Source organism: Cellulomonas oligotrophica, from assembly GCF_013409875.1.
In the GTDB taxonomy this organism is placed as follows: domain Bacteria; phylum Actinomycetota; class Actinomycetes; order Actinomycetales; family Cellulomonadaceae; genus Cellulomonas; species Cellulomonas oligotrophica.
Window position 1 is genome coordinate 1,896,462 of record NZ_JACCBK010000001.1, and the last position, 26,408, is coordinate 1,922,869.

At 75.5% G+C, this 26,408-nt stretch carries 24 protein-coding genes; 12 read left to right on the top strand and 12 right to left on the bottom strand.

The window, feature by feature from the left end:
- Positions 1-160: 160 nt before the first annotated feature.
- Positions 161-1,453 (top strand): glycosyltransferase 87 family protein, encoded by a 1,293-nt coding sequence (locus BKA21_RS08390; protein WP_140458405.1) that lies wholly within the window; start codon positions 161-163, stop codon positions 1,451-1,453.
- Here BKA21_RS08390 and BKA21_RS20160 read toward each other — a convergent pair.
- The 4 genes from BKA21_RS20160 to BKA21_RS08410 all read right to left on the bottom strand — a co-directional run bounded on the left by BKA21_RS20160 (position 1,409) and on the right by BKA21_RS08410 (position 7,371).
- Positions 1,409-3,496 carry a glycosyl hydrolase gene (locus BKA21_RS20160; RefSeq protein ID WP_140457799.1) on the bottom strand — a complete coding sequence of 696 codons (2,088 nt, stop codon included), beginning with the start codon at positions 3,494-3,496 and terminating at the stop codon, positions 1,409-1,411. The two genes, BKA21_RS08390 and BKA21_RS20160, sit on opposite strands and share 45 nt — an antisense overlap.
- Positions 3,493-4,224, bottom strand: a complete 732-nt coding sequence (locus BKA21_RS08400) for an efflux RND transporter periplasmic adaptor subunit (RefSeq protein ID WP_140457800.1) — start codon at positions 4,222-4,224, stop codon at positions 3,493-3,495. The genes BKA21_RS20160 and BKA21_RS08400 overlap by 4 nt, the downstream gene beginning before the upstream one ends.
- Positions 4,221-5,948 carry a glycosyltransferase family 2 protein gene (locus tag BKA21_RS08405; protein WP_140457801.1) on the bottom strand — a complete coding sequence of 576 codons (1,728 nt, stop codon included), beginning with the start codon at positions 5,946-5,948 and terminating at the stop codon, positions 4,221-4,223. The genes BKA21_RS08400 and BKA21_RS08405 overlap by 4 nt, the downstream gene beginning before the upstream one ends.
- A 475-nt stretch (positions 5,949-6,423) precedes the next feature.
- The gene (locus tag BKA21_RS08410) at positions 6,424-7,371 is read right to left on the bottom strand and encodes an LLM class F420-dependent oxidoreductase (RefSeq protein ID WP_140457802.1); all 948 of its coding nucleotides are present in this window, start codon (positions 7,369-7,371) and stop codon (positions 6,424-6,426) included.
- Positions 7,372-7,408: 37 nt separating this feature from the next.
- Here BKA21_RS08410 and BKA21_RS08415 point away from each other — a divergent pair, with 37 nt between their 5' ends.
- Positions 7,409-7,594, top strand: a complete 186-nt coding sequence (locus BKA21_RS08415; protein WP_140457803.1) for a hypothetical protein — start codon at positions 7,409-7,411, stop codon at positions 7,592-7,594.
- Between the two features lie 161 nt (positions 7,595-7,755).
- On the top strand, positions 7,756-8,394 hold the full coding sequence (locus tag BKA21_RS08420; protein WP_140457804.1) for a DUF1684 domain-containing protein: 639 nt from the start codon (positions 7,756-7,758) through the stop codon (positions 8,392-8,394).
- A gap of 13 nt (positions 8,395-8,407) precedes the next feature.
- On the opposite strand, the gene BKA21_RS08425 is transcribed toward BKA21_RS08420, so the two are convergent.
- Together BKA21_RS08425 and BKA21_RS08430 are read right to left on the bottom strand one after the other, a co-directional pair.
- Positions 8,408-9,334: an Fpg/Nei family DNA glycosylase gene (locus BKA21_RS08425; RefSeq protein ID WP_140457805.1), complete on the bottom strand. Its 927-nt coding sequence runs from the start codon at positions 9,332-9,334 to the stop codon at positions 8,408-8,410.
- A 38-nt stretch (positions 9,335-9,372) separates the two neighbouring features.
- Positions 9,373-10,221, bottom strand: coding sequence for a tyrosine-protein phosphatase (locus BKA21_RS08430; protein WP_140457806.1), 849 nt, complete (start codon positions 10,219-10,221; stop codon positions 9,373-9,375).
- Between the two features lie 123 nt (positions 10,222-10,344).
- On the opposite strand from BKA21_RS08430, the gene BKA21_RS08435 reads away from it, so the two are divergent.
- Positions 10,345-11,766 (top strand): aspartate aminotransferase family protein, encoded by a 1,422-nt coding sequence (locus BKA21_RS08435; protein ID WP_239072685.1) that lies wholly within the window; start codon positions 10,345-10,347, stop codon positions 11,764-11,766.
- Positions 11,760-12,713 (top strand): NAD(P)-dependent oxidoreductase, encoded by a 954-nt coding sequence (locus BKA21_RS08440; RefSeq protein ID WP_239072684.1) that lies wholly within the window; start codon positions 11,760-11,762, stop codon positions 12,711-12,713. The genes BKA21_RS08435 and BKA21_RS08440 overlap by 7 nt, the downstream gene beginning before the upstream one ends.
- Before the next feature lie 42 nt (positions 12,714-12,755).
- Here BKA21_RS08440 and BKA21_RS08445 read toward each other — a convergent pair whose 3' ends face one another.
- Positions 12,756-13,259 carry a hypothetical protein gene (locus tag BKA21_RS08445; RefSeq protein WP_140457807.1) on the bottom strand — a complete coding sequence of 168 codons (504 nt, stop codon included), beginning with the start codon at positions 13,257-13,259 and terminating at the stop codon, positions 12,756-12,758.
- A gap of 210 nt (positions 13,260-13,469) precedes the next feature.
- Between BKA21_RS08445 and BKA21_RS08450 the strand changes: the two genes are divergently transcribed.
- The 7 genes from BKA21_RS08450 to BKA21_RS08480 all read left to right on the top strand — a co-directional run bounded on the left by BKA21_RS08450 (position 13,470) and on the right by BKA21_RS08480 (position 20,479).
- Complete coding sequence (locus BKA21_RS08450; protein WP_140457808.1) at positions 13,470-14,690, top strand: GAF domain-containing protein; 1,221 nt, start codon at positions 13,470-13,472, stop codon at positions 14,688-14,690.
- Positions 14,691-14,864: 174 nt separating this feature from the next.
- Positions 14,865-16,388, top strand: coding sequence for an acetaldehyde dehydrogenase ExaC (gene exaC, locus BKA21_RS08455; RefSeq protein ID WP_140457809.1), 1,524 nt, complete (start codon positions 14,865-14,867; stop codon positions 16,386-16,388).
- A 181-nt stretch (positions 16,389-16,569) separates the two neighbouring features.
- Positions 16,570-16,962 (top strand): DUF779 domain-containing protein, encoded by a 393-nt coding sequence (locus BKA21_RS08460; RefSeq protein ID WP_140457810.1) that lies wholly within the window; start codon positions 16,570-16,572, stop codon positions 16,960-16,962.
- Positions 16,963-17,324: 362 nt separating this feature from the next.
- Positions 17,325-18,323, top strand: a complete 999-nt coding sequence (locus BKA21_RS08465) for a methionine ABC transporter ATP-binding protein (protein WP_140457811.1) — start codon at positions 17,325-17,327, stop codon at positions 18,321-18,323.
- Positions 18,323-19,003, top strand: coding sequence for a methionine ABC transporter permease (locus BKA21_RS08470; protein WP_140457812.1), 681 nt, complete (start codon positions 18,323-18,325; stop codon positions 19,001-19,003). Before BKA21_RS08465 ends, BKA21_RS08470 begins: the two co-directional genes overlap by 1 nt.
- 73 nt (positions 19,004-19,076) lie before the next feature.
- Entirely contained in the window at positions 19,077-19,913 is an 837-nt protein-coding gene (locus tag BKA21_RS08475) for a MetQ/NlpA family ABC transporter substrate-binding protein (protein ID WP_140457813.1), read from the top strand.
- Positions 19,914-20,017: 104 nt separating this feature from the next.
- Positions 20,018-20,479 carry a cupin domain-containing protein gene (locus BKA21_RS08480; protein ID WP_140457814.1) on the top strand — a complete coding sequence of 154 codons (462 nt, stop codon included), beginning with the start codon at positions 20,018-20,020 and terminating at the stop codon, positions 20,477-20,479.
- Between the two features lie 15 nt (positions 20,480-20,494).
- On the opposite strand, the gene BKA21_RS08485 is transcribed toward BKA21_RS08480, so the two are convergent.
- From BKA21_RS08485 to BKA21_RS08505, 5 genes are read right to left on the bottom strand one after another with little or no spacing between them, the layout of a single operon-like run.
- Positions 20,495-21,598 carry a RuBisCO large subunit C-terminal-like domain-containing protein gene (locus tag BKA21_RS08485; RefSeq protein WP_140457815.1) on the bottom strand — a complete coding sequence of 368 codons (1,104 nt, stop codon included), beginning with the start codon at positions 21,596-21,598 and terminating at the stop codon, positions 20,495-20,497.
- Positions 21,595-22,617 carry an S-methyl-5-thioribose-1-phosphate isomerase gene (gene mtnA / locus BKA21_RS08490; RefSeq protein ID WP_240705018.1) on the bottom strand — a complete coding sequence of 341 codons (1,023 nt, stop codon included), beginning with the start codon at positions 22,615-22,617 and terminating at the stop codon, positions 21,595-21,597. The genes BKA21_RS08485 and mtnA overlap by 4 nt, the downstream gene beginning before the upstream one ends.
- Positions 22,614-23,855, bottom strand: a complete 1,242-nt coding sequence (mtnK, locus tag BKA21_RS08495; RefSeq protein WP_140457816.1) for an S-methyl-5-thioribose kinase — start codon at positions 23,853-23,855, stop codon at positions 22,614-22,616. The genes mtnA and mtnK overlap by 4 nt, the downstream gene beginning before the upstream one ends.
- Positions 23,852-24,874, bottom strand: a complete 1,023-nt coding sequence (locus BKA21_RS08500) for an ABC transporter permease (protein ID WP_140457817.1) — start codon at positions 24,872-24,874, stop codon at positions 23,852-23,854. Before BKA21_RS08500 ends, mtnK begins: the two co-directional genes overlap by 4 nt.
- Complete coding sequence (locus BKA21_RS08505; protein WP_179625339.1) at positions 24,871-26,397, bottom strand: sugar ABC transporter ATP-binding protein; 1,527 nt, start codon at positions 26,395-26,397, stop codon at positions 24,871-24,873. The genes BKA21_RS08500 and BKA21_RS08505 overlap by 4 nt, the downstream gene beginning before the upstream one ends.
- Positions 26,398-26,408 lie beyond the last annotated feature (11 nt).

The following is a 26,408-nucleotide window of genomic DNA, read 5'->3' on the forward strand; positions in this document are numbered from 1 at the left end:
GCCGGGACCCTCCACGGCGGACCGTCCCGGCCCGCGCCCAGGGGCCGGCGCTACCCTGGCCGGGCCGGGCGTCGACGCCTGCACCGACCCCGCACCCCCGGAGGCTCCCCTGCCGCGCCGCGCTCCCGCACCGACGACCGTCGCCGTCTGGGTCGTCGTCGTGGTCGTGCACGCCTGGCTGACGTGGCTGGGTGCGGTGCTGCTCGCCGAGCAGTCGTTCGGCGACGTCGACCTGTACCGCGAGTGGGTGCGCGACGGCCTGCGCCTCGGGTGGTGGCCGGTCGTCGACGAGGCGTGGGTGTACCCGGCGGCGGCGCTGCTGCCGATGCTGGTGCCCGCGGTGGTCGGCACGGCCACCTACCTGCCGTACGCGCTGGCGTGGTGCGCCCTGGTCGCCGCGCTGAACGCGGTGGCCGTCGCGGGGCTGCTGCGGCGCCGGCACGGCGAGACGGCCGTGCTGTGGTGGATGACCTTCCTGCTGCTGCTCGGCCCCGCGGCCATCGGCCGGCTCGACGCGGTCGTGGCACCGCTGAGCGTGCTCGCGCTGCTCGGCGCCCTGCGCCGCCCCCGCGTCGCCGCCGCCCTCGTCACGCTCGGGGCGTGGGTCAAGGTCTCCCCCGGGGCCGCGATCGTGCCGCTGGCGCTGGCGGCCCGGCGGCCGTGGCGCGACGTGGTGGCGCCCGCCGCCGCGGTGTGCGTGGTCGTCGTCGGGACCGTCGCCGCGCTCGGCGGGCTGCCGCGGGTCACGTCGTTCGTCGCGGAGCAGGGTGAGCGGGGCCTGCAGATCGAGTCCGTGGCGGCGACCCCGTGGCTCGTCGTGGGGCTGTGGTCCGACGCGGTGCGCCGCTACCTCAACAGGCCGCTGGTGACGTTCGAGATCTCCGGCCCCGGCACGCAGGCCACGGCCGACGCGCTGGGCGCGCTGCTCGTCGTCGGCTTCGCGGCCGCCGCGGTGCTGCTGTGGTGGTGCCGGCGCCGCGACGGCGAGCGCTTCTGGTCCGACGACGCGCTGCGCCTCGACCTGGTGCTGCGCGGCGCGCTGCTCATGGCCCTGGTGCTGATCGTGCTCAACAAGGTCGGCAGCCCGCAGTTCATGACGTGGCTCGCGCCGCCCGTCGCCGTCGCGCTCGCCCACGGGCTGCCCCGGTGGGGTCGGGTGGCCGCCGTCGTGGCCGCCGCCGCGTTCGTCACGCAGGTCGCCTACCCGTGGTTCTACGCCGACGTGGTGCGCGGCGGCACCGTGGTCACGCTGCTGCTCGCGGCACGCAACGTCGCGCTCGTGGCGCTGCTGGTCGCGACCGTCGTCCGGCTGCTGCGGCCGGCCGCCGGCGAGGAGCTCTCCCCCGCCGACGGCCGGACCGCACGCCTCCCCTGGCCGCCGCGCCGGAGCGCCGGACCAGGGACCCCGTCAGGCGCCGTGGGCGGCGAGCCACCCGAGCAGGTACGCACGTGAGCTGCCGTCGTCGACGGACGTGTCGGGCAGCGTGAGGGCGTCGTCCCACGCCGCCGCGGCCTCCTCCGGCCCGGCGAGCGCCCGGTACATCAGCACGTAGTCGCCGAACATCACGTCGGGCCCGTCCGGCGCGGCCTCGTCGGCCGCCGCCGTGATGACCGCGGGGTCGACGTCCACGGCCAGGTAGTCCGCGACCGGCGCCATGGGGATCAGCAGGATCCCGAGCATCGCCGACGGCTCCGGGCTGAACCACGTGGCCCAGTCCCGCTTGCCGCCCCAGTTGAGCGAGAGCACCTGGTGCCCGAACCCGTCGTACACGGGGTCGCTCAGGTCGGGCGCCGTCCAGTACGCGCGCGAGGACGCGGCCTCGGTCGACGCGAGCCACGTCGCCTGCACGAGCAGGTCGTCCTGCCCGGACGCCGCCGCCCACAGGCCCACGCCGTTCCACGCGGTCACGGCCTCCGACGACGACTCCTGGTTGTTGCCGTCCGCGAACGGCGACGTGCCCGACGCCCACGCGTGGCCCGCGTACGGGTCGAACGTGCGCAGCTGCGGCAGCTCGTCGGTGGCCACGGCCGCCGCGACGTCCTGCACGAGCAGGTCCATCACCGGGCGGACGTCCTCGACGAGGTCGGGGTCGTCGGCGCCGATCAGCCCGGCGGCGGACAGCAGGTAGCCGTAGTGGAAGTGGTGGTCGTTGAGCTGCTCGGAGCCGAACGCCACGGTCCGCCCGATGACGGACCGGGCCTGCGCGTCGTAGACGAAGCAGCGGGCGTCGCGCTCGTCGCAGCCGTCCGGCTGGGCCCACTCGCGCAGCGCGTCCGCGACCCGTGCGCGCAGGTCGGCGACCACGTCGTCGGCCCCGAGCTCCTCGCCGAGGACCACGAGGGTCGCCGCCCGGTACAGGTGCTTGGCGCCGAAGTACGTGTCGGACGCGAACGCCTCGGTGCCCGCGACGTCGGCCTCGAGCTGCTCCAGGACGGCGTCCCGCCGCGCGTCGTCGGTCCCGGCCAGGTCGAGCGTGCCGGTGGGTGTCAGCGTCGGCGCGTAGGCGTCGAGGGTGGTGCCGGCGCACAGCTCGAGCGTGCCGTAGACGCTCCGGTAGGTGCCGAGCCCGCAGCCGTCGCGCTCGGGCTGCGTGCCCGCCGTGTGGTGCGGCATGAGCACGTGCGCGCCCGGGCCGTCGCCGGCCGTGCGGTAGGTCAGGCTGGTGCGCGCCACGTCGTCGTCCACGCCGTAGACGACGTCGACGGCGACGACCGGGTCGCCCGCGGCGTCGGCCAGCGCCTGCGCGGCGTCGGCCGAGGCGTCGTCGGGCAGGGCGTACCAGGCGGCGGTCTGCCCCGCGGCGAGCGTGAGGCGGTCGCCGTCGAGGGCTCCGTCGGGTGCGACGAGGGCCCACGTGGTCCCGGCGACCTCGGCGGTCGGCGCCGGGCCGTCGCCGGTGAACGCCGCCCCGGCGGCGAGCTCGACGTCGGCGTCCGCGGTGAACGAGACGAACGGCGAGCCGCCCGCCAGGTGCACCGTGCCGAGCGCGGCCCCGGCGGCGTCCAGCAGCCCGACGCCCACGGCGACGGGGTCGGCGCTGACGACCTGCGCGGCGGACGCGCCCGCGTCGACGGTCAGCGCCGGCACGTGCGGCCCCGCGATGACGGCGTCGTTCGTCACCGGGTCGGGCAGCCCGACGGTGAACCCGCTCGCCGTGAGGCCGAACGACAGGGGCAGCGGGTACACCGGCTGCGGCTCGTCGCCGAACACCAGCCCGGAGTACCAGCGGTTGGAGGGCGGCACGAGGCCGTCCGCGAGGCGCACGGGGTCGACGTCCGCGTCGTCGGCCTGCGTGACGCCGGCGGTCAGCGCCGCCGTGTCGACCTGCGGGACGGTCGCGTCGACGGGGCCGGGCACGTCGCCCCGCGACGCCTGCCCGGCCGCCCCGTCGGCGGCTCCCCCGCGGTCCCACGGACGGACGACGACGAGGACGACGACGAGGACGACCGCGAGGACGGCGGCCACGAGCACGGGCGTGCGACGGCCCGCCGTCACCCGAGCATCCCCTCCACGTAGGTGCGCACGGCGTCGGCGACGGTCGTGACCACCCCGTCGTTCTCGAGGTGCAGCGCCGCGACCACCGGGGTGCCGGCGGACACGAGGCCGTCGCGGTCGCCGTCGGCGAGGCCGTCCGAGGCCACGCGGACCACGGCCTGGGCCTGGCCGGCGACGGTCTCGACCGAGATCTCCTCGACCGTGCCGGCGATGGTGCTCTGGTCGGGCAGCGTCAGCGTGACCGGGGCACCCTCGGGCACCCGCGCGTACTGGGTGGCGCTGAGCGTGTACTCGGCCTGCACGTACAGGGAGTCCTCGCGCTGCACGGTCGCGAGCGTCGTCGCCGCCTGCACGAAGGTGCCGCGCGTGGCGTCGACGGTCGTCACCGTGCCGTCGCCGCTGGCGAGGACGACGAGGCGACCCTCGGCGTCGACCTCGGTGAACTCCGGCGCGTCGGAGACGAGACCGTTCTCGAGGTCGTACGTCAGCGCGGAGGAGTCGACGACGAACAGCGGGTCGCCCTCGGTGACCTCGTCGCCGTCCTCGACGAGCTGGTCGGCGACCAGCCCGGCGTACGGGGTGCCCACGGCGTAGGTCTGGCCGAGGATCTGCGCGGAGTCGCTCGTGGCGAGGCCCCGGCTGTCGTTGAGGTGGAACGTCGCGAGTGCGGCGACGGCGAGCACGACGAGCATGCCCAGGACGAGTCGGACGCGGCTGGCCCAGGTCATGCGGCACCTCCGGTGAGTGCGGGCGTGGCGGTGGTCGTGGCGGGGGCGGCGGCGGGCTCGACGGCCCGCGCGGCCCGGTGCTCGGCGCGCAGCTGGGCGCGCGCACGGCGGCCCTCGCGCCAGGCGATCACGACGAAGACCCCGAGGATGGCGGTGTTGGTGGCGTTCCAGGCGAGCGCGAGGGTCGCGTTGGCGCCGGACAGGTCCTTCCACAGCCCGACGGCCGTGGTCAGGAGCAGGAACTGGAAGACCAGCACCTGCGGCACCATGAAGGCGAACGGCGAGCGGTAGGCGCCCTTGCGGCCCGTGACGTGCCAGGCCTGGTCGCGCTTGAGGAACGCGTTGACCAGGGCCCGGGTGTAGATGGGGAACGAGACGGACGCCAGCAGGAGGACCTCCCAGCGGAACGACCCGAGCGTGTAGAACGCGAGCAGGATCTGCATGACGTAGAAGCCCGCGTAGTACAGCGCCCACGTCGCCGGGGTGATCGACAGGTTCATCGGCGACAGGTCGAAGTAGATCTCGAGCGCCGGGACCATGAGCAGCAGCAGGGGCGCGATGCCCGTGAGGTAGTGCGTCGCGGTGACGAGGTACTGGATGCGCTGGTCCATCGTGAGGTTGCGCCGGCGCGAGAGCGGGTTGTGCGTCAGCAGGATCTCGAACCCGCCGGTCGCCCAGCGCAGCTGCTGCTTGGTGTACGCCTCGACCGTCTCGGGGGTGTCGCCGACCGCGAGGGTCATGGGGATGTAGATCGTGCGCCAGCCGGCCTCGTGCAGCAGCAGCGAGGTCCACACGTCCTCGGACTTGGAGTCGGTGTGGATGCCGCCGACGGAGTCGATGGCGCGGCGGCTGAACACGACGTTCGTGCCCACGCAGAACGCGGCGTTGAACCGGTTCCGGCCCGGCTGCACGAACCGGTAGAACACCGACTGCATGTAGCCGGCGCCGCGGGAGATGACGGTGTCGTAGTTGCCGTACGTCTGCGGCGTCTGCACGAAGGCGACGTCGTCGCGGACGAAGAACGGCACGGTCTCGTGCAGCATCTCGGGGCGCGGCACGAAGTCCGCGTCGAGCACGAGGAAGCAGTCGCCCTTGGCGAGCGTGAGCGCGTGGTTGATGTTGCCGGCCTTGGCACCGCCGCTGGACAGGCGTCGCACGTACCGGGCGCCCAGCTCGGCCGCGAGGTCGCGCACCTCGTCGGAGCGGCCGTCGTCCAGCACGTAGGTGGTGTGACGGCCCTGCATGCGCAGCGCGGCCTCGACGGTGCGGCGGATCGTGCCGACGTCCTCGCCGTAGGTGGTGATGAACACGTCGACCGCCACGGGGCGGTCCTCGAGGTACATCTGCCAGTCCCACGGCCGGTCCTCGGCGCCGTCGCGGATGATCTCCGTGAGGTCGTAGAGGCGCTCCTGCGCGTGGTGGAACGCGAAGTCGCGGGGGTTCCAGCCGCTCGACAGCGTCGTCCACATCGACAGCAGCGCGTGGGCGACCAGGACGCACTCGGCGACGATGACGAGCGTGTACGGGAGCCAGTCGCCGCGGTTGGCGGGGTTGAGCAGGAAGACGGCGTAGACCACGACCCCGGCTGCGGCGAGCAGCATCAGGAGGGTCGTCGACGGGCTCTGGACCGCCTCGTGGTCCGGTGCACGCCGGGTCTGCGGCCGCGAGCGGCCGTCGTCGGTGCGTCGGGGCTCGAGGATGAGCCTGTCGAAGGTGGTCGCCACGGGCGCTCCTTGGGGGTGGTCGTCGGCACGGCGTGCGACGTCCACCACCCGGGGTCGGGCGGTGCGTCGTCGCGGTTGCGACGGCTCCGTTGGCGCCCGGTGCACGAGGTGCGGCGGGCCGTCTCGGCCCCGCGGTCCCCCGTGGGTTGTGACGACGGTATGCCCGATTCGCCCGGCGCGTTGACGACAGATTCGAGTGATCGACGGCACAGCGACGGCCGCAGTCATGCGGGACGCCGGTGCCGAATCGTCCCGACCTGGACTTTCACCCCTATGCGTCGCGCATGTGAACATTTCGGTCACAGGCGCTGTATCCCAGCATCCGGACAAATCGCCCTCGAAGACCACCCGCCCGTGTCACCCGGACGGGTGTCCGACAGGCACCCGGGGCCCCGGGCGACGCGGGGCGGTGCGCCGGCCGGGACGGCGACGGCCGGCCCCGGGAGGCGCCCCGGGACCGGCCGTCGAGCACGGTTCAGCGCAGCTGCGTGCCCACCTGCTCGGCCACGAGCTGCAGGTGCTCCAGGTCGTGCAGGTCGAGCACCTGCAGGTACACGCGCTGCACGCCCTGGGCCTCGAGCTCGCGCAGCCGCGCCGCCGCCTCGTCGACCGTCCCGGCGATGCCGTGCTCGCGCAGCTCGGGCACCTCCCGGCCGATCGCCGCGGCCCGGCGGGCCAGCTCGGCGTCGTCGCGACCCACGCACAGCACCAGCGCGACCGACTGCAGGAGGGTGCCCGGGTCGCGGCCGACCTCGACGCACGCCTCGCGCACCCGCGCGATCCGCCCCGGCACGTCCGCGAGCTCGGGGAACGACTGGTTGTACTCCGCCCCGAACCGGGCGGCCAGGCGCGGGGTGCGCGTCGGGCCGTTGCCGCCGACGATCACGGGGACACCCGCGCGCGAGGCGTCCAGCGGCGACGTCTGCACCGGCTTGGGCAGCGCCGGGGAGTCGGTCAGCGTGTAGTGCTCGCCCGCGTGGTCGAACCGCTCCCCCACCGGCGTGCCCCACAGCCCCGTGACGATCTCGAGCTGCTCGGTCAGCAGGCCGAACCGCTTGGCCGGGAACGGGATCCCGTACGCGGCGTGCTCCTGCGCGAACCAGCCGGCCCCCAGCCCGAGCTCGACGCGGCCGCCGGACATCTGGTCCACCTGCGCGACCTGGATCGCGAGGACCCCGGGGTGCCGGAACGTCGCCGACGACACGAGCGTGCCGAGGCGGATGCGGCTCGTGTCGCGCGCCAGCCCGGCCAGCGTCGTCCACGCGTCCGTCGGGCCGGGCAGGCCGTCGCCGTCGCCCATCACGAGGTAGTGGTCGGAGCGGAAGAAGGCGTCGAACCCGAGGTCCTCGGTCGCGCGCGCGACCGCGAGGAGGTCGTCGTAGGAGGCGCCCTGCTGGGGCTCGGTGAAGATGCGCAGATCCATGCCGCCAGCCTCGCACGACGCGGGTAGCGTCGCGGGCGTGGACCGCCGCCCCCCGCGCCCGCGCGCCGTGCGCTGGGCCTCGCTCGCCCTCGTCGCCGGCTGCACGCTCGTCGTCCTGGTCTGCGTGGTCGCGGCCCTGCGCGGCCGCCCGTGGGCCCTCGCCCCCGGCGCGGTCGCGGCGGCGATCGCCCTCCGCGAGATCCGCACCCTCCACCGCCTCTGACCCCGTCATCCCTCCCCGCCGAGCCCGTCATCGGCGCCGTCGAGGACGTGCCGGGCGTCACCGACGACGGGCTCGGCGGGTGGCGGAGGGTCCGGGCGGGTGGGGGCGGAGCGGGGGACCGTGGGGTGGCGGGGGTGGGTGGGGGCTGGCAGCGTGGAGGGGTGCACGCCAGCCCTCTGACCACCGCGCTCGACGTCGCCGACTGGCGGCGCCGCACCGCGCGCACGTACGCCGACGTCCGCGCCCTCGCCACCGACGACCCCGCCGGGGCGCACGCGGTGTGGGTGCAGCAGCGCGACGAGCTCTTCGCGTTCCACGCCGCCTCGCCCCTGAGCCCGGACGCCCGCGCGGCGTTCGCCGGCCTGCCGGTCGCGCCCTACGACCCCGCCTACCGGTTCGAGGTCGCCGTGGAGCCGGCCGGCGAGCAGCGCCTGGACGTGTCGACGGGCACCGACGGGGTGGTCGGCTACGACCGCATCGGCGCGGTCGTGCTCGGCGACCTCGGGCGGCTGGCCCTGTGGTCGCTGCGCGGGTACGGCGGCGGGCTGTTCCTGCCCGTCCGGGACGCGCTCAGCGGCGACCGCACGTACGGCGGCGGCCGGTACGTGCTGGACACGATCAAGGGTGCCGACCTGGGCGTGGACCACGTGGGACGGCTCGTGGTCGACCTGAACTTCGCCTACAACCCCTCGTGCGCGTACGACCCCGCGTGGGCGTGCCCGCTGCCGACCCGGGCCAACACGTTGGACGCCGCCGTGCCCGTCGGCGAGCTCGCGCCGCCCCCGGAGCTCGTGGGCTGACGCGCCCGGACCCTCACACCTGGCAGGTGGGGCAGCGGTACAGCTTGCGGGCGGCCATGTCCTCCACCACGACGGGCGTGCCGCAGACCCGGCACGGCAGCCCCGTCCGCCCGTACACCCAGTGCCGCAGGTCGCGGTCGCGCAGGGCCGCGGCCCGCCCGTCGGCGTCGAGGTCCTCGCGCGTGAGCATCACGCCGTCGCGGATGCCGTCGGCCAGCAGCCCCGCCCAGTCGTCCCACAGGGCGCGCACCACCTCGGCGGGCACGCGCCGGCCGGGCGTCCACGGGTCGAGGCGGGCCCGGAACAGCAGCTCCGCGCGGTAGATGTTGCCGATCCCGGCGACCACCGCCTGGTCCATGAGCAGCTGCCCCACCGGCACGCCGCGCGCGGTGACGCGGTCGACGACCTCCCGGCCCGCGGCGTCGAGGTCGCCGGCCCGGTCGACGGGGTCGGGGCCGAGGCGGTCCCGCACGGCGGCGGCCTCGTCGGGGGTGAGGACCTCGCACGCGGACGGGCCGCGCAGGTCGGCGACGAAGGCGTCCGTCGCGAGGCGCACGCGCACGGCGCCGACGGGCGGCGGGGGCCACGCGAGGCCGTCGCCGGCGGTGCGCTCCGACTCGTCCTCGCCCATCCGCACGGCGCGGCGCACGCGGGGCGCGCCGAGGCTGCCGCGCGCCCGGTCACCGTCGACGAGCGGGCTGACGTCGCCGTGGAAGTCCCACGCGCCGTACAGGCCGAGGTGCACGCGCAGCACCTCGCCGGAGTCGAACGGGCACAGCAGCTGCTTGCCGACGGCCGACGCCGCGGTCATGGTGCGGCCGTCGAGCCGGGCGGCGCCGTCGGCGAACCGCCCCTGCGGGGACGAGACGGCCAGGGGGCGCCCGACGACGTCGAGGGCGAGCTGGCGCGCGATGCGGTGGACGGTGTGGCCTTCGGGCACGGTCGCCCACCCTACGTCGGGCGGCGCACCCGGGCCGGTCAGGCCTCGTCGCGCAGGACCGCCCGGATCTCCGCGAGCTCGGCGTCGTGCAGGCCCAGGCCACGGCGCAGGTAGCCGTCGAACCCGCCGTAGTGCTCCTCGGTCGCGTCCAGCGCGGCCTCGAGGTACTCCTCGCGGACCTCGAGCAGCGGGACGAGCAGCTCCGGGTCGCCGCCCACGGCCGCGAAGCCGTCGAGCAGCGGCGCGTACATGGCCCGCACGGTCGGGTTCACGGCGAGGTACTCCTCGTGCACACCGTCCTCGTCGACGCCCGCGACCACGAGCAGGACGGTCGTGGCCCAGCCCGTGCGGTCCTTGCCGGCGGTGCAGTGGTAGAGCAGCGGGCGGTCGGCGGGGTCGAGCAGCCGGCGCAGCAGCGTCGCGTACCCGCGCCGGGCGGGCGCCCCGGCGACGAGGTCGACGTAGGTCCGGACCATCTGCCCGGCGGGGTCGAGGTCGGCGAGCACCTGCTCGGCCAGGCGCGGGTCGGCCAGCACCTGCGTGAGGTCGGCCGCGGGCGCGTGCGGGTCGAGGGCGAGGACGTCGAGGTGGACGCCCTGCGCGCCGGCGGGCAGGACGTCGGGCGCGACCGCGTGCTCGGCGAACGTCCGCAGGTCGACCACCGTGCGCAGGCCGAGCGACGCCACCGTCGGGTCGTCGGCGACCGCGGGCGAGCGCAGCTCGGCGGACCGGTACGCGACGCCGCGGCGGACCCGGGCGCCGTCGGCGGTGGCACGCCCGCCGATGTCGCGCAGGTTGGACAGCGCCGGCGTGGGCACGGCGTGGGGGTCGTCGACGACGGTGCCGGCCGTCCGGGGCGGGTGCGGCGGCAGCACGTCGTCGTCCATGGAGGGAGCCTGGCACAGGAGGCGTCCACGGACCCAGGGGCGGCACCCGCCGGGTCGCGCAGGACGCCCCGCCGACGCACGCCCGACACATCCCCGGAACACGCGCGGAGAACACTGCCGTGCGTGCACGCACCCGACGACGCCCTGCCGAGCACCCCCGACGACGCGCCCGCGGGCTGGTCCGACCCCGACCGGCTGCGGTCGGCCGCGGCCCGGCACCTGTGGCCGCACTTCACGCCCGCCGACCAGTCGGCGCGCGGCGACCTGCCGGTGTTCGTGCGCGGCGAGGGCGTCGAGCTGTGGGACGCGGACGGCAAGCGGTGGCTCGACGGCCTGGCCGCGCTGTTCACCGTGCAGGTGGGGCACGGCCGCCGCGACCTGCTCCAGAAGGCCGTGGACCGGGCCGGCGACCTCGCGTACTTCCCGCTGTGGGGCGCGGCGAACGCCCCGGCGGTCGAGCTCGCCGAGCGGCTCGCGCACCTGGCGCCGGGCGACCTGGACCGGGTGTTCTTCGGCACCGGCGGCGGCGACTCCGTCGAGGCGGCGTGGAAGCTCGCGCGCTCGTACTTCGCGGCGATCGGCAAGCCGCGCAAGTACAAGGTGCTCTCCCGGGTCGGCGCGTACCACGGCACGTCGCTGGGGGCGTTGTCGATCACGGGGATGACGGGCATCCGGCACATGTACGAGCCGCTGGTGCCCGGCGCGGTCAAGGTGCCGTCGACGAACCTGTACCGGGCGCCCGTGCACGCGGACGACCCCGTGGCGTTCGGTGCGTGGGCCGCCGACCAGGTCGAGGCGACGATCCTCGCCGAGGGCCCGGACACGGTTGCGGCGATCTTCCTCGAGCCGGTGCAGAACGCGGGCGGCTCGCTGCTCCCGCCGCCGGGGTACCTGCAGCGGGTCCGGGAGATCTGCGACCGGCACGACGTGCTGCTGGTCTCCGACGAGACGATCTGCGGGTTCGGCCGCACCGGCGCGATGTTCGGCTGCGAGCGCTTCGACGTGGTGCCCGACATGATCACCTGCGCGAAGGGCCTGACGTCCGGGTACGCGGTGCTGTCGGCGGTGATCGCGTCGGAGCGGATCTTCGAGGCGTTCCGCGCCGGCGGCGGGCAGTTCGTGCACGGCAACACGTGGGGCGGGCACCCGGTCGCGGCCGCGACGGCGCTGGCGAACCTCGACCTGTTCGACGAGCTGGGCCTGGTCGAGCACGTCGCGGCGACCGAGGGGGCGTTCGGCGACGCGATGCGCGGGCTGGGCGACCTCGAGCTCGTCGGGGACGTGCGCGGCGTGGGGCACTTCTGGACCGTCGAGGTGGTCGCGGACCGCGCGACCCGCCGCCCGATCGTCGCCGACGCGGACGGCCGCCACGTCGCCGACGTCATCCGCGCCGCCGTGCTCGACGCGGGCCTGCACTGCCGGGTGTTCGGCTCGGGCTCGTCGGTGATCCAGCTGTGCCCGCCGCTCATCAGCGACCAGGGCGTGTTCGACGAGATCGAGCAGGTGCTGCGCGCCGCGCTCGAGAAGGGTGCCGCCGCGTGCTGACCTGGACCTTCCCGACGGCGGAGCTGCGGGACATGCTCGGCGAGCCGCCCGCGGGCGTGCGCGTGGGCCTGTGGGACCAGCTCGTCGACGACGAGCCGACGGACGTGCCCCTCGACGAGGTCGACGCGGTGCTGGCACCGGACTGGGTGGTGCCCGAGCCGTTCGAGCGGATCGCCCGGGCCCCGCGCGTGCGGTTCGTGCAGCTCTCGACCGCCGGGTACGAGCACGTGCGGGGGGTCCTGCCCGCGCACGTGACGGTCGCCAACGGGCGCGGCGTGCACTCCGACGAGACCGCCGAGCTGGCCGTCGGCCTGGTGCTGGCCCAGCTGCGCGGCATCGACGTGTTCGCCCGCCGCATGGCGGTGCAGTACTGGGAGCCGGGCCTGGTCAAGCGCCCGTCGCTGGCCGGCAAGCGGGTCGTGGTGGTGGGCGCCGGGTCGATCGGCACGGAGATCCGGGCGCGGCTGCTGGCGTTCCGGACGACCGTGACGCTCGTCGGCCGGACCGCCCGCGACACCCCCGACGGCCCCGTGCACGGCGTGGACGAGCTGCCGGCGCTGCTGCCGCACGCGGACGTCGTGGTCGTCGTGATCCCGCTGACCGACCTGTCGCAGGGCCTGGTGGACGCCGCGTTCCTCGCCGCGATGCCCGACGGCGCCCTGCTCGTCAACGTCGCGCGGGGCAAGGTCGTCGACACCGCGGCCCTGCTCGCGGAGCTGGGCTCCGGCCGGCTGCGGGCGGCGCTCGACGTGACCGACCCGGAGCCCCTGCCGCCCGAGCACCCGCTGTGGCGGGCCCCGAACCTGCTGATCACCCCGCACGTCGGCGGGGACACCCCGCTGACCGAGGTCCGCGTGACCGAGCTGGTGCGCCGCCAGCTCGCCGCCCTGCTCGCCGGCGCCCCGCTGGAGAACGTCGTCGCGGGCCCCGAGCAGCCCGGCGGCTGACCGGCGACCGGCGACGGACCGCCGGTGAGGACGGGCGGCGGGTCAGGACGGGAGGGCGACGTCGGTGGCCAGGAGGGTCCCGCCCTCGTCGACCCACGAGCTGTTGACCCCGTCGACGCCGGTGATCCGCCCCTCGGGCCAGTGCCCGAAGCGGGCGACCTGCGCACCGTCCGCGCCGCGCAGGACCACGTCGACCTCGGGCGCGGGCATGTCGTACACCGCGCCGCCGGTGTCGAGCGGCTCCGCGGTCAGCAGCTCCTCGGCGAGCGCGGCGACCGCCGCGGGGTCGCGCAGGGTCCGCACGAGCACGGCGCCCTCGCCGTAGGGCGTCTGCTCGATCTGGGCGCTCCCGGCGCGGAGCAGGAGGTCGTCAGGGCCCAGGACGCGGCGGACGTCGATGCTCACGACCGTGCCCGGTGCGGCCTCCGGCGCGACCCAGGTCGGGTCGGCACGTCCGGGGTGACCGGGTGCGGACGCGCCGATCGCGACCGCCAGCCCTGCGGCGACGGCCGCGACCGCGAGCGCGGCGGTCCTCCGTGGTCGCACGAGGTGCCCCTCTCGTCGCGGGCGGCCCTGGCGCCGCCCGCCCTGACCTGTCTGTGTCGCAGCGGCCGGCAGGCTTGCGCCGCCGCCGCACCCGGACGGTCCCGGCGCGGGATTCCACCCTGCCGCCGGGGGACGTTGGTCCCTACACTCGACGGCGACCGGCAGCGTCGCCGTCGTGGCCCGCGCCGTGTCCCGAGGGCGGTGGTTCGCGTGCTGACGACGACGGACGTGACGGCTGCCCACGACGCGTTCGTGACCACGGGCCACGGGCTGTCCCGGGTACGGCGGCTGGTCGCGGACTCGTGGCGGCGCAGCCGGCGGATCGGCGTCGACCCCGAGCTGCCGACCCCGCGCGCCGAGCTGTCCGACGCCGACCTGGCCGACCTGCGGCGGCGGTCACCGCTGGCGGCGGCCCTGCCCGTGGTGCGCCGGCTCCTCCTGGACGTCGACCCGCAGTGGGTGGCCGCGCTGACCGACGCGGACGGGCGGCTGCTGTGGGTCGAGGGCGACCGGCGGGTGCTGCGCGCCGTCGGCAGCGTCGGCTTCGTCGCGGGCGCCGTGTGGAGCGAGGACTGCGCGGGCACCAACGCCCCGGGCACCGCCCTGGCGACCAACCGTGAGGTGCAGGTCATCGGCTCGGAGCACTGGGTGCGGCCGGTGCAGCCGTGGAACTGCGCGGCCGCACCGGTGCACGACGCGACCGGCCGGGTGCTCGGCGTGCTCGACATCACCGGCGGCCCGCCCGTCGCCACGGGCCTGGCGATGCAGCTGGTGCGCGCCACGGTGGCGGCGGTCGAGGCCACCCTCGGCTCGGGCGGCACGCACGCGGACGGCCCGGCGCCGCCGACGCTGCGGGTGCTGGGCAGCCAGGGCGGCACCCTCGTGCTCGACGGGACGGCGCACCGGCTGTCGGGGCGGCACGCGGAGATCCTCCTGCTCCTGGCCGCGCACCCGGCCGGGCTGGGCGCCGACGAGATGGCGGTGCTGCTCAGCGAGACCGAGCTGTCGGGGGCGACCGTCCGTGCGGAGGTGTCGCGGCTGCGGCGCCTGGTGGGGCCGCTGGTCAGCGCGTCACGCCCGTACCGGCTGACGCGCGCGGTGCGCACCGACGTCGACGCGGTGCGGGACGCGCTGGCGGTCGGCGACGTGTCCCAGGCGCTGGCCTCGTACGGGGGGCGGGTGCTGCCCCGGTCGGCGGCGCCGGGAGTCGGCGAGCTGCGCGAGGCCGTGTCCGCCGACGTGCGGGCGGCGGTGCTGGCGACCGCCGACCCCCGCCTGATCGTGCGCTGGACGGCGTCGGCCGAGGGCGCCACGGACTACGCGGCGTGGCAGGCCCTGGCCGCGTCGAGCACTCCCGCGTCCGCGCCGCACCTGCGCGCCGTGGCGCACCTGCGCCGCCTCGACGCGGACCTCGGGGCCCCTCCGGCCTGACGCTGCTGCCGCGGCGCCCGTCGCTGCCCCGTCCCGGCCCGGCACGGACCGTCCGCACGCCGGCCGATGCAGCACCCGTGCAACGCCCGCGGTCCTAGCGTGCGCGACGACGCGGCAACGGCGCCGCGTCCGGGCGTCGTCGTCGACGCCCGCGCACCGGACGGAGGGCGTCTCATGACCGTCTACGCAGCACCGGGGACCACCGGGAGCCCCGCCACGTACCGCGAGCGCTACGGCCACTGGATCGGCGGCGAGCTCGTCGACCCGGTCAACGGCCGCTGGTTCGAGAACCCCACGCCCGTGACGGGGCGGACGTTCACCGAGGTCGCGCGCGGCGACGCGGACGACGTGGAGCGGGCGCTGGACGCCGCGCACGGCGCCGCACGCGCGTGGGGCCGCACGTCCGCGACGGAGCGGGCCGTGGTGCTCAACACGATCGCCGACCGCATGGAGGCGCACCTCGAGATGCTCGCGGTGGCCGAGACGTGGGAGAACGGCAAGCCGGTGCGCGAGACCCTCGCGGCGGACCTGCCCCTGGCGATCGACCACTTCCGCTACTTCGCGGGGGCGGTGCGGGCGCAGGAGGGGTCGATCTCGGAGATCGACGCGGACACGATCGCGTACCACTTCCACGAGCCGCTGGGCGTGGTCGGGCAGATCATCCCGTGGAACTTCCCGCTGCTGATGGCGGTGTGGAAGCTCGCGCCGGCGCTGGCGGCGGGCAACACGGTGGTGATGAAGCCGGCGGAGCAGACGCCGACGTCGATCCTCGTGCTGATGGAGCTGATCGCGGACCTGCTGCCGCCGGGCGTGGTCAACGTCGTCAACGGCTTCGGCGTGGAGGCGGGCAAGCCGCTGGCGTCGAGCCCGCGGATCCGCAAGATCGCCTTCACGGGCGAGACGACGACGGGCCGGCTGATCATGCAGTACGCGTCGCAGAACATCATCCCGGTGACGCTGGAGCTGGGCGGCAAGAGCCCGAACATCTTCTTCGAGGACGTCGCGCGCGCCAAGGACGACTACTACGACAAGGCGCTGGAGGGGTTCGCGATGTTCGCCCTCAACCAGGGCGAGGTGTGCACGTGCCCGTCGCGGGCGCTGATCGCGGAGTCGATCTACGACGAGTTCCTCGCCGACGGCATCGCGCGCGTCAAGGCGATCAAGCAGGGCGACCCGCTGGACACCGAGACGATGATCGGCGCGCAGGCGTCGAACGACCAGCTCGAGAAGATCCTGTCGTACATCGAGATCGGCAAGGAGGAGGGCGCGAAGGTCCTCACGGGCGGGTCGCGCACGCACCTCGAGGGCGACCTGGCCGGCGGCTACTACGTGGAGCCGACGGTGTTCGAGGGCAAGAACTCGATGCGGATCTTCCAGGAGGAGATCTTCGGGCCCGTGGTCGCGGTGACGTCGTTCTCGGACTACGCGGACGCGATCCACACCGCCAACGACACCCTGTACGGGCTGGGCGCGGGCGTGTGGTCGCGCGAGCAGGCGACCGCGTACCGGGCGGGCCGTGACATCGAGGCCGGCCGCGTGTGGACCAACTGCTACCACGCGTACCCGGCGGCCGCGGCGTTCGGCGGCTACAAGGGCTCGGGCGTGGGGCGCGAGAACCACAAGATGATGCTCGACCACTACCAGCAGACGAAGAACCTGCTGGTCAGCTACGCGGGCACGAAGCTCGGCTTCTTCTGACCCCCACGCGCGTCCCGCCCCGCTCCCCCACCCGCTCCCCGGCGCCGAACGGGACCTGGCTCACGCTTCGGTGCCCTGCACCGCGAGGCAGGTCCCGTTCGCCGGGGCCGACGTGGGGGTGCGGGGCGCGGGGGTGGCGGCGGGGGTCGGCAGGGGTGGGGCGACGAGGTGGAGGTGGGTCGTGGTCGAGCGGGTCGGGGTGACCGAGGGGGCGGCGCAGGTGCTGCGGCGCCTGCACGCGCAGCACGGGGAGCTGATGTTCCACCAGTCGGGCGGGTGCTGCGACGGCTCGTCGCCCATGTGCTACCCGGCGGGCGACCTGATCACGGGTGACGCGGACGTGCACCTGGGCGACCTGGAGGTGGGCGACGACGCCGGGCCGGTGACGGTGCCGGTGTGGATGACGCGCGCGCAGTACGCGTACTGGAAGCACACGCACCTGACGATCGACGTGGTGCCGGGCCGCGGTGCGGGGTTCAGCCTGGAGGCGCCCGAGGGGGTCCGGTTCCTCATCCGGTCGCGCGTGCTGAGCGACGAGGAGTACGCCGCGCTGGTCGACGCCGGCGTCCTCTGACGGCGCACGGGCTGCCGCCGCGGTCGGTGCCTGGGCGGCGCACGGCAGCCGGCGTCCCGGCCGTCGCACGGGGCTTTCGTCCTGAGATCGCGTCTCGTGATGCGAGACGCGTGCCGACGGGGAGCGACCGCCGTGCTTGCATCGGCGGCATGGCACTCCTCGACACGCACGCGTCGCGACCGGCACAGGCCGTCGCCGCGCGCCCGTGTCGTGCCCGAATGTGTCGCTGACGGCGACCACGCGCGCACCTCGCGCTGCCCCGACCCGCTCGGCCCCCGTGCCCGGGTCACCCCCTCGCCGCTGACGGACGCCCCGGGACGCCCGGCGGTCCGCGGCCCGGCACCGCCCCCGAAGGACCCCCGTTGATCGAGCTGTCCGCCCTCCGCAAGGTGTACCCGTCCCCCGACGGCGACGTCGTCGCGCTCGACGGCATCGACCTGACCGTCGAGCGCGGCACCGTGCACGGCGTCGTCGGGCGCTCCGGCGCCGGCAAGTCCACGCTGATCCGCTGCCTCACGGGCCTCGAGCGCCCGACGTCCGGCACCGTGACCGTCGACGGGGTGACGATCTCCGCGCTGCCCGAGGCCCGCCTGCGGGCGGCCCGCCGTCGCACGGGCATGGTCTTCCAGCACGTCAACCTGCTCGACTCCCGCACGATCGCGGCGAACGTCGCCTACCCGCTGGAGGTCGCCGGCGTGCCGCGCCGGCAGCGGGCGGCGCGCGTGGCGGAGCTGCTCGACGTCGTGGGGCTGGGCGACCGGGCCGGGGCCCACCCGGCCCAGCTGTCCGGCGGGCAGAAGCAGCGCGTCGGCATCGCCCGCGCGCTGGCGACGGAGCCGTCGGTCCTGCTCTGCGACGAGCCCACGTCCGCGCTCGACGGCGAGACCACCCGGGAGGTCCTCGGGCTGGTGCGCGACCTGCGCGACCGGCTCGGGATCACGGTCGTCATCATCACGCACGAGCCCGCGGTCGTCCGGGAGGTGTGCGACGCCGTGACGCTGCTGCAGCACGGGCGCGTCGTGCAGTCCGGCGCGCTGGCCGACGTCGTCACGCAGGTCGGGTCGCCCCTGTCGCGGGCGCTCGTGCCGGTGCCCGACCTGCCGCCCGGTGCGCGGCGGGCCCTGGTCGAGGCGGTGTACTCGACGCGGGCCGTGGCGACCAGCGCCGCGTTCGCGGCCGTCGCGAGCCTCGGCGACGACGTCGAGGTCACGTCGGCGACGGTCGAGCCCCTGGCCGGCGAGCGGGTGGGCCGGCTCATCGTCGACGCCCCGCGGGACCGCGTCGAGGAGGTCGTCGCCCGGCTGCGGGCCGCGGGCCTCGAACCGCTCGCCGCACCGACGTCCGAGGAGGAGGTGGCCTGATGGGCGACCTGTGGATCGAGCTGACGACGAACCGCGTCATCCTCGAGAAGCTGCCGGAGGCGACGCTCGAGACGCTGCAGATGGTCGGGCTGTCGGCGCTGATCACCGTCCTGCTCGGCCTGCCCCTGGGCCTGCTGCTGCGCTCCCTCGCCACCGACGGGCTGACGCCGAGCCGGCCGGTCGCGGCGGTGCTCGGCGCGGTCGTCAACGTGCTGCGCTCGCTGCCGTTCATCATCCTCGCGCTGGCGCTCATCCCCCTGACGCGGGCGCTGGTGGGCACGTCGCTCGGGTGGGAGGCCGCCGTCGTGCCGCTGAGCGTCGGCACGATCCCGTTCTTCGCCCGGCTGGTCGAGACCGCCGTGCGTGACGTGGCCCCGGGCAAGGTCGAGGCCGCGCGGGTCATGGGGTCGACGCGGTTCACGATCCAGGTCCAGGTGCTGGTGCGCGAGGCGCTGCCGGCCCTGGTGTCGGCGACCACCGTCACCGTGATCACCCTGATCGGCTTCTCCGCGATGGTCGGGGCCATCGGCGCCGGGGGGCTCGGCTTCCTGGCGATCACCTACGGGTACCAGCGGTTCGACCCCGTGGTGCTCTACACGTCCATCGTCGTCATCGTCGTCCTGGTCACCGTGGTCCAGGTCGTCGGGGACGCCGTCGCGCGCCGCCTGGACCACCGGTGAGCGCGCCCGGCCGCGACCGCGGCCTGCCAGTCCCCGCCCCCGCACGGGGGGCGTGCACCGAGAGGAACACCCGATGAACCGCACCGTCCGCACCGCAGCCGTCCTGTCCGCAGCGGCCCTGGTGATGACCGGCTGCGCGGGCGGCTCCGGCGGTACCGCGGGCCCCACGGCGGACGCCGACGGCGTCACCACGCTCGTCGTGGGCGCCAGCCCCGTGCCGCACGCCGAGATCCTGCAGTTCGTGCAGGACGAGCTGGCCGCGGACGCCGGCCTCGAGCTCGAGATCCGCGAGTTCACCGACTACGTGCTGCCGAACACGGCGCTGGCCGAGGGCGAGCTCGACGCGAACTACTTCCAGCACCTGCCGTACTTCGAGGCGCAGGTGGCGGAGAACGGGTTCGAGTTCGACCACTTCGAGGGCGTGCACATCGAGCCGTACGGGGTGTACTCCGACTCGGTCGACGCGATCGAGGACATCCCCGACGGCGGCACGATCGGGATCACCAACGACCCGGGCAACCAGGCGCGGGCGCTGGACCTGCTGGTCGAGGCCGGGCTGATCACGCTCGCGGAGACCGAGGGCGACCCGACCCTGCTCGACGTCGAGGACAACCCGAAGGACCTCGAGCTCGTCGAGACCGCGCCCGAGCAGCTCGTGGTGTCGCTGCCGGACGTGGACGCGGCGATCATCAACGGCAACTACGCGCTGGAGGCCGGGCTCAACCCCGCGACGGACTCGATCCTGCTGGAGTCCGGCGAGGACAACCCGTACGCCAACTTCCTCGCGGTCCGCGCCGAGGACGTCGACGAGCCGGCGCTCGTGGCGCTCGACGAGCTGCTGCGCTCGGACGAGGTGCGGTCCTTCATCGAGGAGCGCTGGCCCGACGGCGAGGTGCTGCCCGCCTTCTGACGCGCGACCGGCGGCGCCCGGCCCTCGCCGGGCGCCGCCGTCCCGAGCACCACCCGTCGGCCGCCCGGTCGACGGCACCCACCGCGCGACCTGAGGAGCACCCCGTGCCGGACGAGCAGCACGCACCGGTCCACCTGAGCCAGCCCGAGCCGTTCCGCTGGGACGGGGTGGCCGAGCTCGTCTACAAGGAGTCCGACACGACCTTCCGCGACGTCACGCGCCGGGTGCTCGCGGGTGCCGACGCGGGGCAGGGGGTCGAGCTGCGGTACTTCGAGGTCGGGCCCGGCGGGCACACGACCCTCGAGCACCACGCCCACACGCACGTCGTCGTGCCCGTGCGGGGGCACGGCCGCGCGCTCGTCGGCCGCCAGGTGCTCGACCTCGCCCCCCACGACGTCGTCGTGGTCGGCGCGTGGGAGTGGCACCAGCTCCGCGCGCCGCAGGACACCCCGTTCGGGTTCCTCTGCCTCGTGACCACCGACCGCGACCGCCCCGTGCGTCCCACCGACGCCGAGCTCGCCGACCTGCGCGCCGACCCGGTGGTCGCGGAGTTCGTCCGGGTCTGACGCCGCCCCCGGCGCTCAGGCGGCGTCGACCGCGGCGCGGAACCTCTCGGCGGCGCCGACCAGCGAGGCCTCCCGGTGGAGCTCCCCACCGATGAGCAGGACGGTGTCGGACCCGTACGTCTCGACGAGCTCGGGCACCCGCTCGACGGTCATGCCTCCGCCCGGTGCCGGGAGCGACGGCGCGAGGCCCGGCACGTCACGCCGGCACCCGTCGGCGATCGCCAGGCACTGCTCGCGCGTGAAGGAGAACCTCCCGCCGAAGCTCGGGAAGACGACGACGTCGGCGCCCGCGAGCCGCAGCAGCGGCCCGAGCAGGAGGTCGGCCGCGATCCCGTGGCTGGGCTCCACCACGAGAGGCCCGAGGAGCGCCGGATGGGCCATGAGGGGGACGCCCTCGGGGACGAGCCCCGCGACGTGCGCCACCTGGTCCAGCCCGCCGACGCCCGGCAGCACGAGGAACCCGCCCGCACCGGCGTCGAGCGCGACCTCCACGTGCCGGGGAAGGTCCGCCGCGGGGACGTTGAGAGCCGGCAGGTAGATGCTCGAGCCACCCGTGCGGGCGTTCGCGCGCTCCACCGCGGCCGCGCACGCCCGCACACGCTCGGCGAAGGGCGCCCAGCGCTGGTCCGCCAGGCCCTGGTCGTCCTTGACGAGGTCGACGCCCCCGAGCGCGAACGCGTAGGCGCGCTCGGCGAGCTCGTCGACGCCCAGCCCGACGGGCTTGAGCGCGGTCGCGAGCAGAGGCCGGGCCGGCGCACCGACCAGGCGGCGCACGCCCGTGACGCCGAGCCGGGGCCCCGGCCCTGCCGCGAGGACGGGGGCCGGGAGGTCGACGTCGACGAGGCGCACGCCCGGCTGGAGCGAGCAGTTGCCGAAGAGCAGGACGAGCAGCTGGGTGAGCGAGCCGCCCGCGAGGTCGGCCGGGAAGCGCACCGTGGCCCGCGCGAGGTCGGCACCGACCACCTCGACGTCGTCGACCACGCCGAGGGACACGAGCGCGTGCTCGGGCGCGAGCTCCGTCGGGAACTCGTGGCTCTGCTCCACGGCCAGCGCTCGGGCGCGCGCCTCGGCGTCCCGCACGGGGCCGTGGAGCTCGTAGACGGCGACGATGCTGCTCATCGTTCTCCCTGACGGTCGGACGCACGGACGGCGTCGGCGAGGGTGGACGTGTAGGGCGGTCGCAGGACGCCGACCTCCGTGACGATGCCCGTGACCAGGCCGCCCGGCGTCAGGTCGAACGCGGGGTTCCACACCGGCACGTCGACGTCGCCGGGCCGGTCGAGCACCTCGGCGGCGCGGCGCAGCTCGACGGGGACGTGCGACGCGTCCGGCACGGCCAGGTCGACCGCGTTGAGCGTCGCGGCCACGTAGAAGGGCACACCGGCCCGGTCCGCGGCGAGCGCGAGCCCGAGCGTCCCGACCTTGTTCGCCGTGTCCCCGTTCGCGGCGATGCGGTCGGCGCCGACCACGACCGCGTCGACACGGCCGCCGAGGATCGCGCCTGCGGCCGCTGCGTCCACGATCACCTCGACGTCGACGCCCGAGCGCTCGAGCTCCCACGCGGTCAGGCGCGCGCCCTGACGCAGCGGCCGGGTCTCCGTCGCCAGGACCCGCACGGGGTGGCCGGCCTCGGCCTTGGCGTGGACGATGCCCAGCGCGGTGCCCCATCCGGTGGTGGCCAGACGGCCGGTGTTGCAGTGCGTGAGCAGCCGGTGCCGGTCGACGAGCTCGTCACGGCCCGCCTCGCCGATCCGACGGCACTGGTCACGGTCCGCGTCGACGAGCGCCAGCGCCACCTCGAGCGGGTCGCGCCCCGACCGCACGGCGTCCACCACCGCCTGGACCGCGACCCGCAGGTTCACCGCGGTCGGGCGGGTGCCGGCCACGCGCTCGGCCACCTCGTCGAGCGGGAGGCCCGCGCGCAGCCCGAGGACGACGCCGAACGCCCCGGTGGTGCCGATGACGTTCGCGCCGCGGACCGCCAGCGTGGCGATGGCGTCGACGACCGCGTCGACGTCCGGCAGGTCGCGCAGCACGAGCTCGCCCGGCAGGGCCCGCTGGTCGACGACGCGCACGGCGGTGCCGGTCCAGGCGACGGACGGAGGCACCCCGACCGGGCCTGCGGGGCCGCCGCTCACGCGCCGACCCGCGGGGCGTCGTGCCGGACGGCCCGGTCGGGGCGGACGACGTCCGGCAGGACGAGGTCGGGCAGGTCGGCGGGGCCTGCGACGTCGGCACGCCCCTGGACCCACGTGCGGGCGGTCCGCAGCACGGCGCGCGCGGCCGCCGCACGCTCCGGCCCGTCGAGCGTCTGCAGGTCCGAGGCCTTGGCGAGACCCACGACACGCCGGATCGCCTTCAGGCCGCCGAACCCGACCGCGTCCTGCCACACCTGCCGGAGCCAGGCGTCGAGGAACCCGTCCGTGAGGGCGGTGTCGGCATGTGACGCCCAACGGTCACGGACGCGCTGCTCGAACGCGTCCCACGTCTCGCCGGCCAGACCGGCGAGCCACGCCTGGTGGTGCGCGGGGGCGTCCAGCACGGCGGCGCGGGCCCGCGCGAGGAGGTAGTTGCCGAGGAGCGCGCCGAGGTCGAACCCCACGGGGCCGTAGAACGCGAACTCGAGGTCGAACACCTTGGCGGCCGGCCCGGGCGTGCCCGGGGGCGCGACGAAGACCGAGCCCGTGTGGAGGTCGCCGTGCACGAGCGCCTGCGCGGCCGTGAGGAAGCGGTACTTCAGTGCGGCGACCTCGTCGAGCAGCGCCGCGTCGCGCAGGGCCAGGACGTCGGCGTCGAGGGCTGCGTCCCAGGAGTTGTGCGGGTGGTCGACGTACGGCTCGGTGAAGACGAGGTCCTCGGTGATGCGGCACATCTCGGGGTTCACCGAGGCGGCGACGGCCGCCCTGACGTCCTCGGACGAGGAGCCGAGGACCGACGTGCCGAACGCGACGTCGGCGACGTACCGGCCCACGTCGCGCGCCGCCCCGGGTGTCGCGACGCCCGCGTCGAGAGCCGTGCGCCACACCGACCACGCCGACAGGTCCTCCAGGACGAGGACCCGACGGTCGACGTCGAGGCCGTGGTACCGGGGGACGAGGTCGGGGGCGTGGCGGACGGCCGCGTCGTACCCGCGCGCCTCGGCCAGGATCCGGTCCTGGGAGAGCGGCCACGACTCGCCGACCAGCCGCACGTACGGCAACGACTGCTTGAGCACCACGGACCTGCCGGCCGCGTCGGTGGCGACGAACACGAGGTTGAGGTTGCCGTCGCCCACCTCCCGCACCGTGAGCGTCGTGGCGTCGACGACCTCGGCCAGGTCGGCCCGCCCGGCGATGTACGCCGGGACGGTCGTGACGTCGAGGAGAGGGACGGTCACAGCAGCTCCTTGCGTCGGAACAGGGCGGAGAACGAGAGGACGAGGGCGCCGACGAGCAGGACGCCCTTGATGAGGTCCTGGGTGTAGTAGGGCGCGTTCTGCATGGTCAGCCCGTTGATCACGACACCGACGAACAGCGCACCGACCACGGTGCCCAGCGCGTGCGGCCGGTTGGCGCCGAGGACCGCGAAGCCGATGAGCGCGGCCGCGACCGTCTCCAGCAGGTACGGCGCCCCGGCGCCGACGTCGCCCCGACCGAGGCGCCCGGCGAGCAGGATCCCCCCCACGGAGGCCAGCGTGCCCGAGAGGACGTAGGCCAGCACGCGGAGCCGGCCGACGTGCACGCCGGCGAGCCGGGCCGCGACCGGGTTGCCCCCGACGGCCTCCAGCAGCCGGCCCTGCCGGGTGCGCGTCAGCAGCACGGCGACGAGGACGGCGACCGCGGCCGTCACCAGGACGGGGACCGGCACGCCGAGGAGCACCCCGCGGCCGAGCCAGAGGAACGCCGGGTCGAAGGCTCCGGGTGCCGGCTCGCCGCCGACGGTGGACCCGCTCGAGACCGACTGCCCCGACGTCAGCACCAGGGCCAGACCTTGGACGACGAACATGGTGCCGAGCGTCGCGAGCAGGTCGGGCACCCGCCCGAGCACCACGAGCAGGCCGTTGACCAGCCCGACCGCGGCGCCCGTGGCGAGCCCGGCGAGCACCGCGACCCAGCCGGGCAGCGCCCAGTACACCTGGGTCGCGGCGGTGACCATGACGGTGAGGCCGACGGTCGCGCCCACGGACAGGTCGAACCCGCCCGCCACGAGCGAGACCGTCACGCCGAGCGCCACGACGCAGACGATGGCGACGGACTGCAGGACCACGAGCAGGTTCCGCACGGTGGCGAACTGCGGGGTCGCGGCGGAGAACCACAGCACGAGCGCGAGCAGCAGGACGAGGAGCCCGTAGCGGTACACCGCCTCCCGGGCGCGCGAGGCCGTCGTCTGCGGCGCGTCGAGGGTCGTCGCGGTCATGCGGGGGCTCCTTCGAGGGAGGCGGCGGTGAGCACGGGTGCGGGTGCGGCGGCCATGAGGTCAGCGAGCTCGTCGGCACCTGTGCGGGTCGGGTCGACCTCGCCGACGACCGTGCCGCCGGCCATGACGAGCACGCGGTCCGCGACCTCGAGGACCTCCTCGGGGTCGGACGAGGCGACGAGCGCCGCCTCCACCGAGCCGCTGCGCAGCAGGCGGGCGATGTCGGCCCGGGCGCCCAGGTCGACACCACGGAACGGCTCGTCGAGCACCAGCACCCTCGACCGCGCCGCGAGCCAGCGTCCGACGACGACCTTCTGCCGGTTGCCGCCCGACAGGGAGACCAGCGGTGCGTCGGGACCCGCGCAGACGATCCCGAGCGCGTCGACGACCTCGGCGGCGACGTCGCGCTCGCGGCGCCGGGACAGCAGGCCGGCGCGGCGCACGCGTCGCAGGTCGGCGAGCGTGACGTTGCGGCGCACGTCCCACCCGGGGATCTCCGCACCGCGGGCGCGGTCCTCGGGCACGTACCCGATGCCTGCGGCCACGGCGTCGCGCACGTGGCGCAGCCGCAGCCGTCGCCCGTCGAGCAGGACCGACCCGGTGGTGGCGCGCCGGGCCCCGACGACCTGCTCGAGCATCTCGGTCTTGCCCGCTCCGAGCAGGCCGGTGACGCCGACGACCTCGCCGCGTCGCACGCACAGGTCGACCGGCGGCGCACCGGGCAGGGCACGCAGACCCCGGACGTCGAGCAGCGCGGGGCCGTCGGACGTCCGCGTCGCGCCGCGCGTGCCCGGGTGCCGGCGGTCGCCGCTGCCGAGCATGGCGGCGACGATGCCCGACGCCTCGTACGGGGGCTGCGAGACGGCGACCGTGCGGCCCTCGCGCAGCACGACGACGCGGTCGCTGACCGCGGTGACCTCACCGAGATGGTGGGAGACGAGCACGACGGCGGTCCCCGTCGCCGCGATCGCGCGGACGTCGAGCAGGAGACGGCGCTGCTCGGCGACCGAGAGGGCGGCCGTGGGCTCGTCGAGCACGAGCACGCGAGGCCGGGCGGCGAGCGCCCGGGCCACGAGCACCTGCTGCTTGGCGGCGGTGGTGAGCCGGCCGGCGTCGCGTCGCAGGTCGACCGCGAAGCTGTCCCCGACCAGCGCCCGCGCACGCGCCCGCAGGCGGCGCGGGGTGAGGGGGCCGAGGACGCTGCCGTCGGCGAGCGCGTCGAGGAGGAGGTTCTCGGCGACGCTGAGGCCGGGGACGATCGCGGCGTCGACGTCCTGGTGGACGGTGGCGATGCCTGCGGAGAGGGCAGCGGCGGGACTGTCGGGCCGGTAGGGACGGCCGTCGAGCTCGAGGACGCCCGACGTGGCACGCTCGGCGCCGGAGACCACCTTGAGGAGGGTCGACTTGCCGGCACCGTTGGCGCCGACGAGGCCGAGGACCTCGCCGGCGTGGAGCTCGAGGTCCACGCCGGCGAGGGCGACGGTCGCGCCGTAGCGCTTGACGAGGTCACGGACCGCGAGCACGGGGGTGGAGG

Excerpts from the sequence above, each read along its gene's own strand:
- BKA21_RS08400 (WP_140457800.1), bottom strand. The coding sequence starts at position 4,224 with ATGACCTGGGCCAGCCGCGTCCGACTCGTCCTGGGCATGCTCGTCGTG.
- BKA21_RS08410 (WP_140457802.1), bottom strand. The coding sequence starts at position 7,371 with ATGGATCTGCGCATCTTCACCGAGCCCCAGCAGGGCGCCTCCTACGAC.
- BKA21_RS08430 (WP_140457806.1), bottom strand. The coding sequence starts at position 10,221 with ATGGACGACGACGTGCTGCCGCCGCACCCGCCCCGGACGGCCGGCACC.
- exaC (WP_140457809.1), top strand. The coding sequence starts at position 14,865 with ATGACCGTCTACGCAGCACCGGGGACCACCGGGAGCCCCGCCACGTAC.
- BKA21_RS08470 (WP_140457812.1), top strand. The coding sequence starts at position 18,323 with ATGGGCGACCTGTGGATCGAGCTGACGACGAACCGCGTCATCCTCGAG.
- BKA21_RS08475 (WP_140457813.1), top strand. The coding sequence starts at position 19,077 with ATGAACCGCACCGTCCGCACCGCAGCCGTCCTGTCCGCAGCGGCCCTG.
- BKA21_RS08485 (WP_140457815.1), bottom strand. The coding sequence starts at position 21,598 with ATGAGCAGCATCGTCGCCGTCTACGAGCTCCACGGCCCCGTGCGGGAC.
- BKA21_RS08500 (WP_140457817.1), bottom strand. The coding sequence starts at position 24,874 with ATGACCGCGACGACCCTCGACGCGCCGCAGACGACGGCCTCGCGCGCC.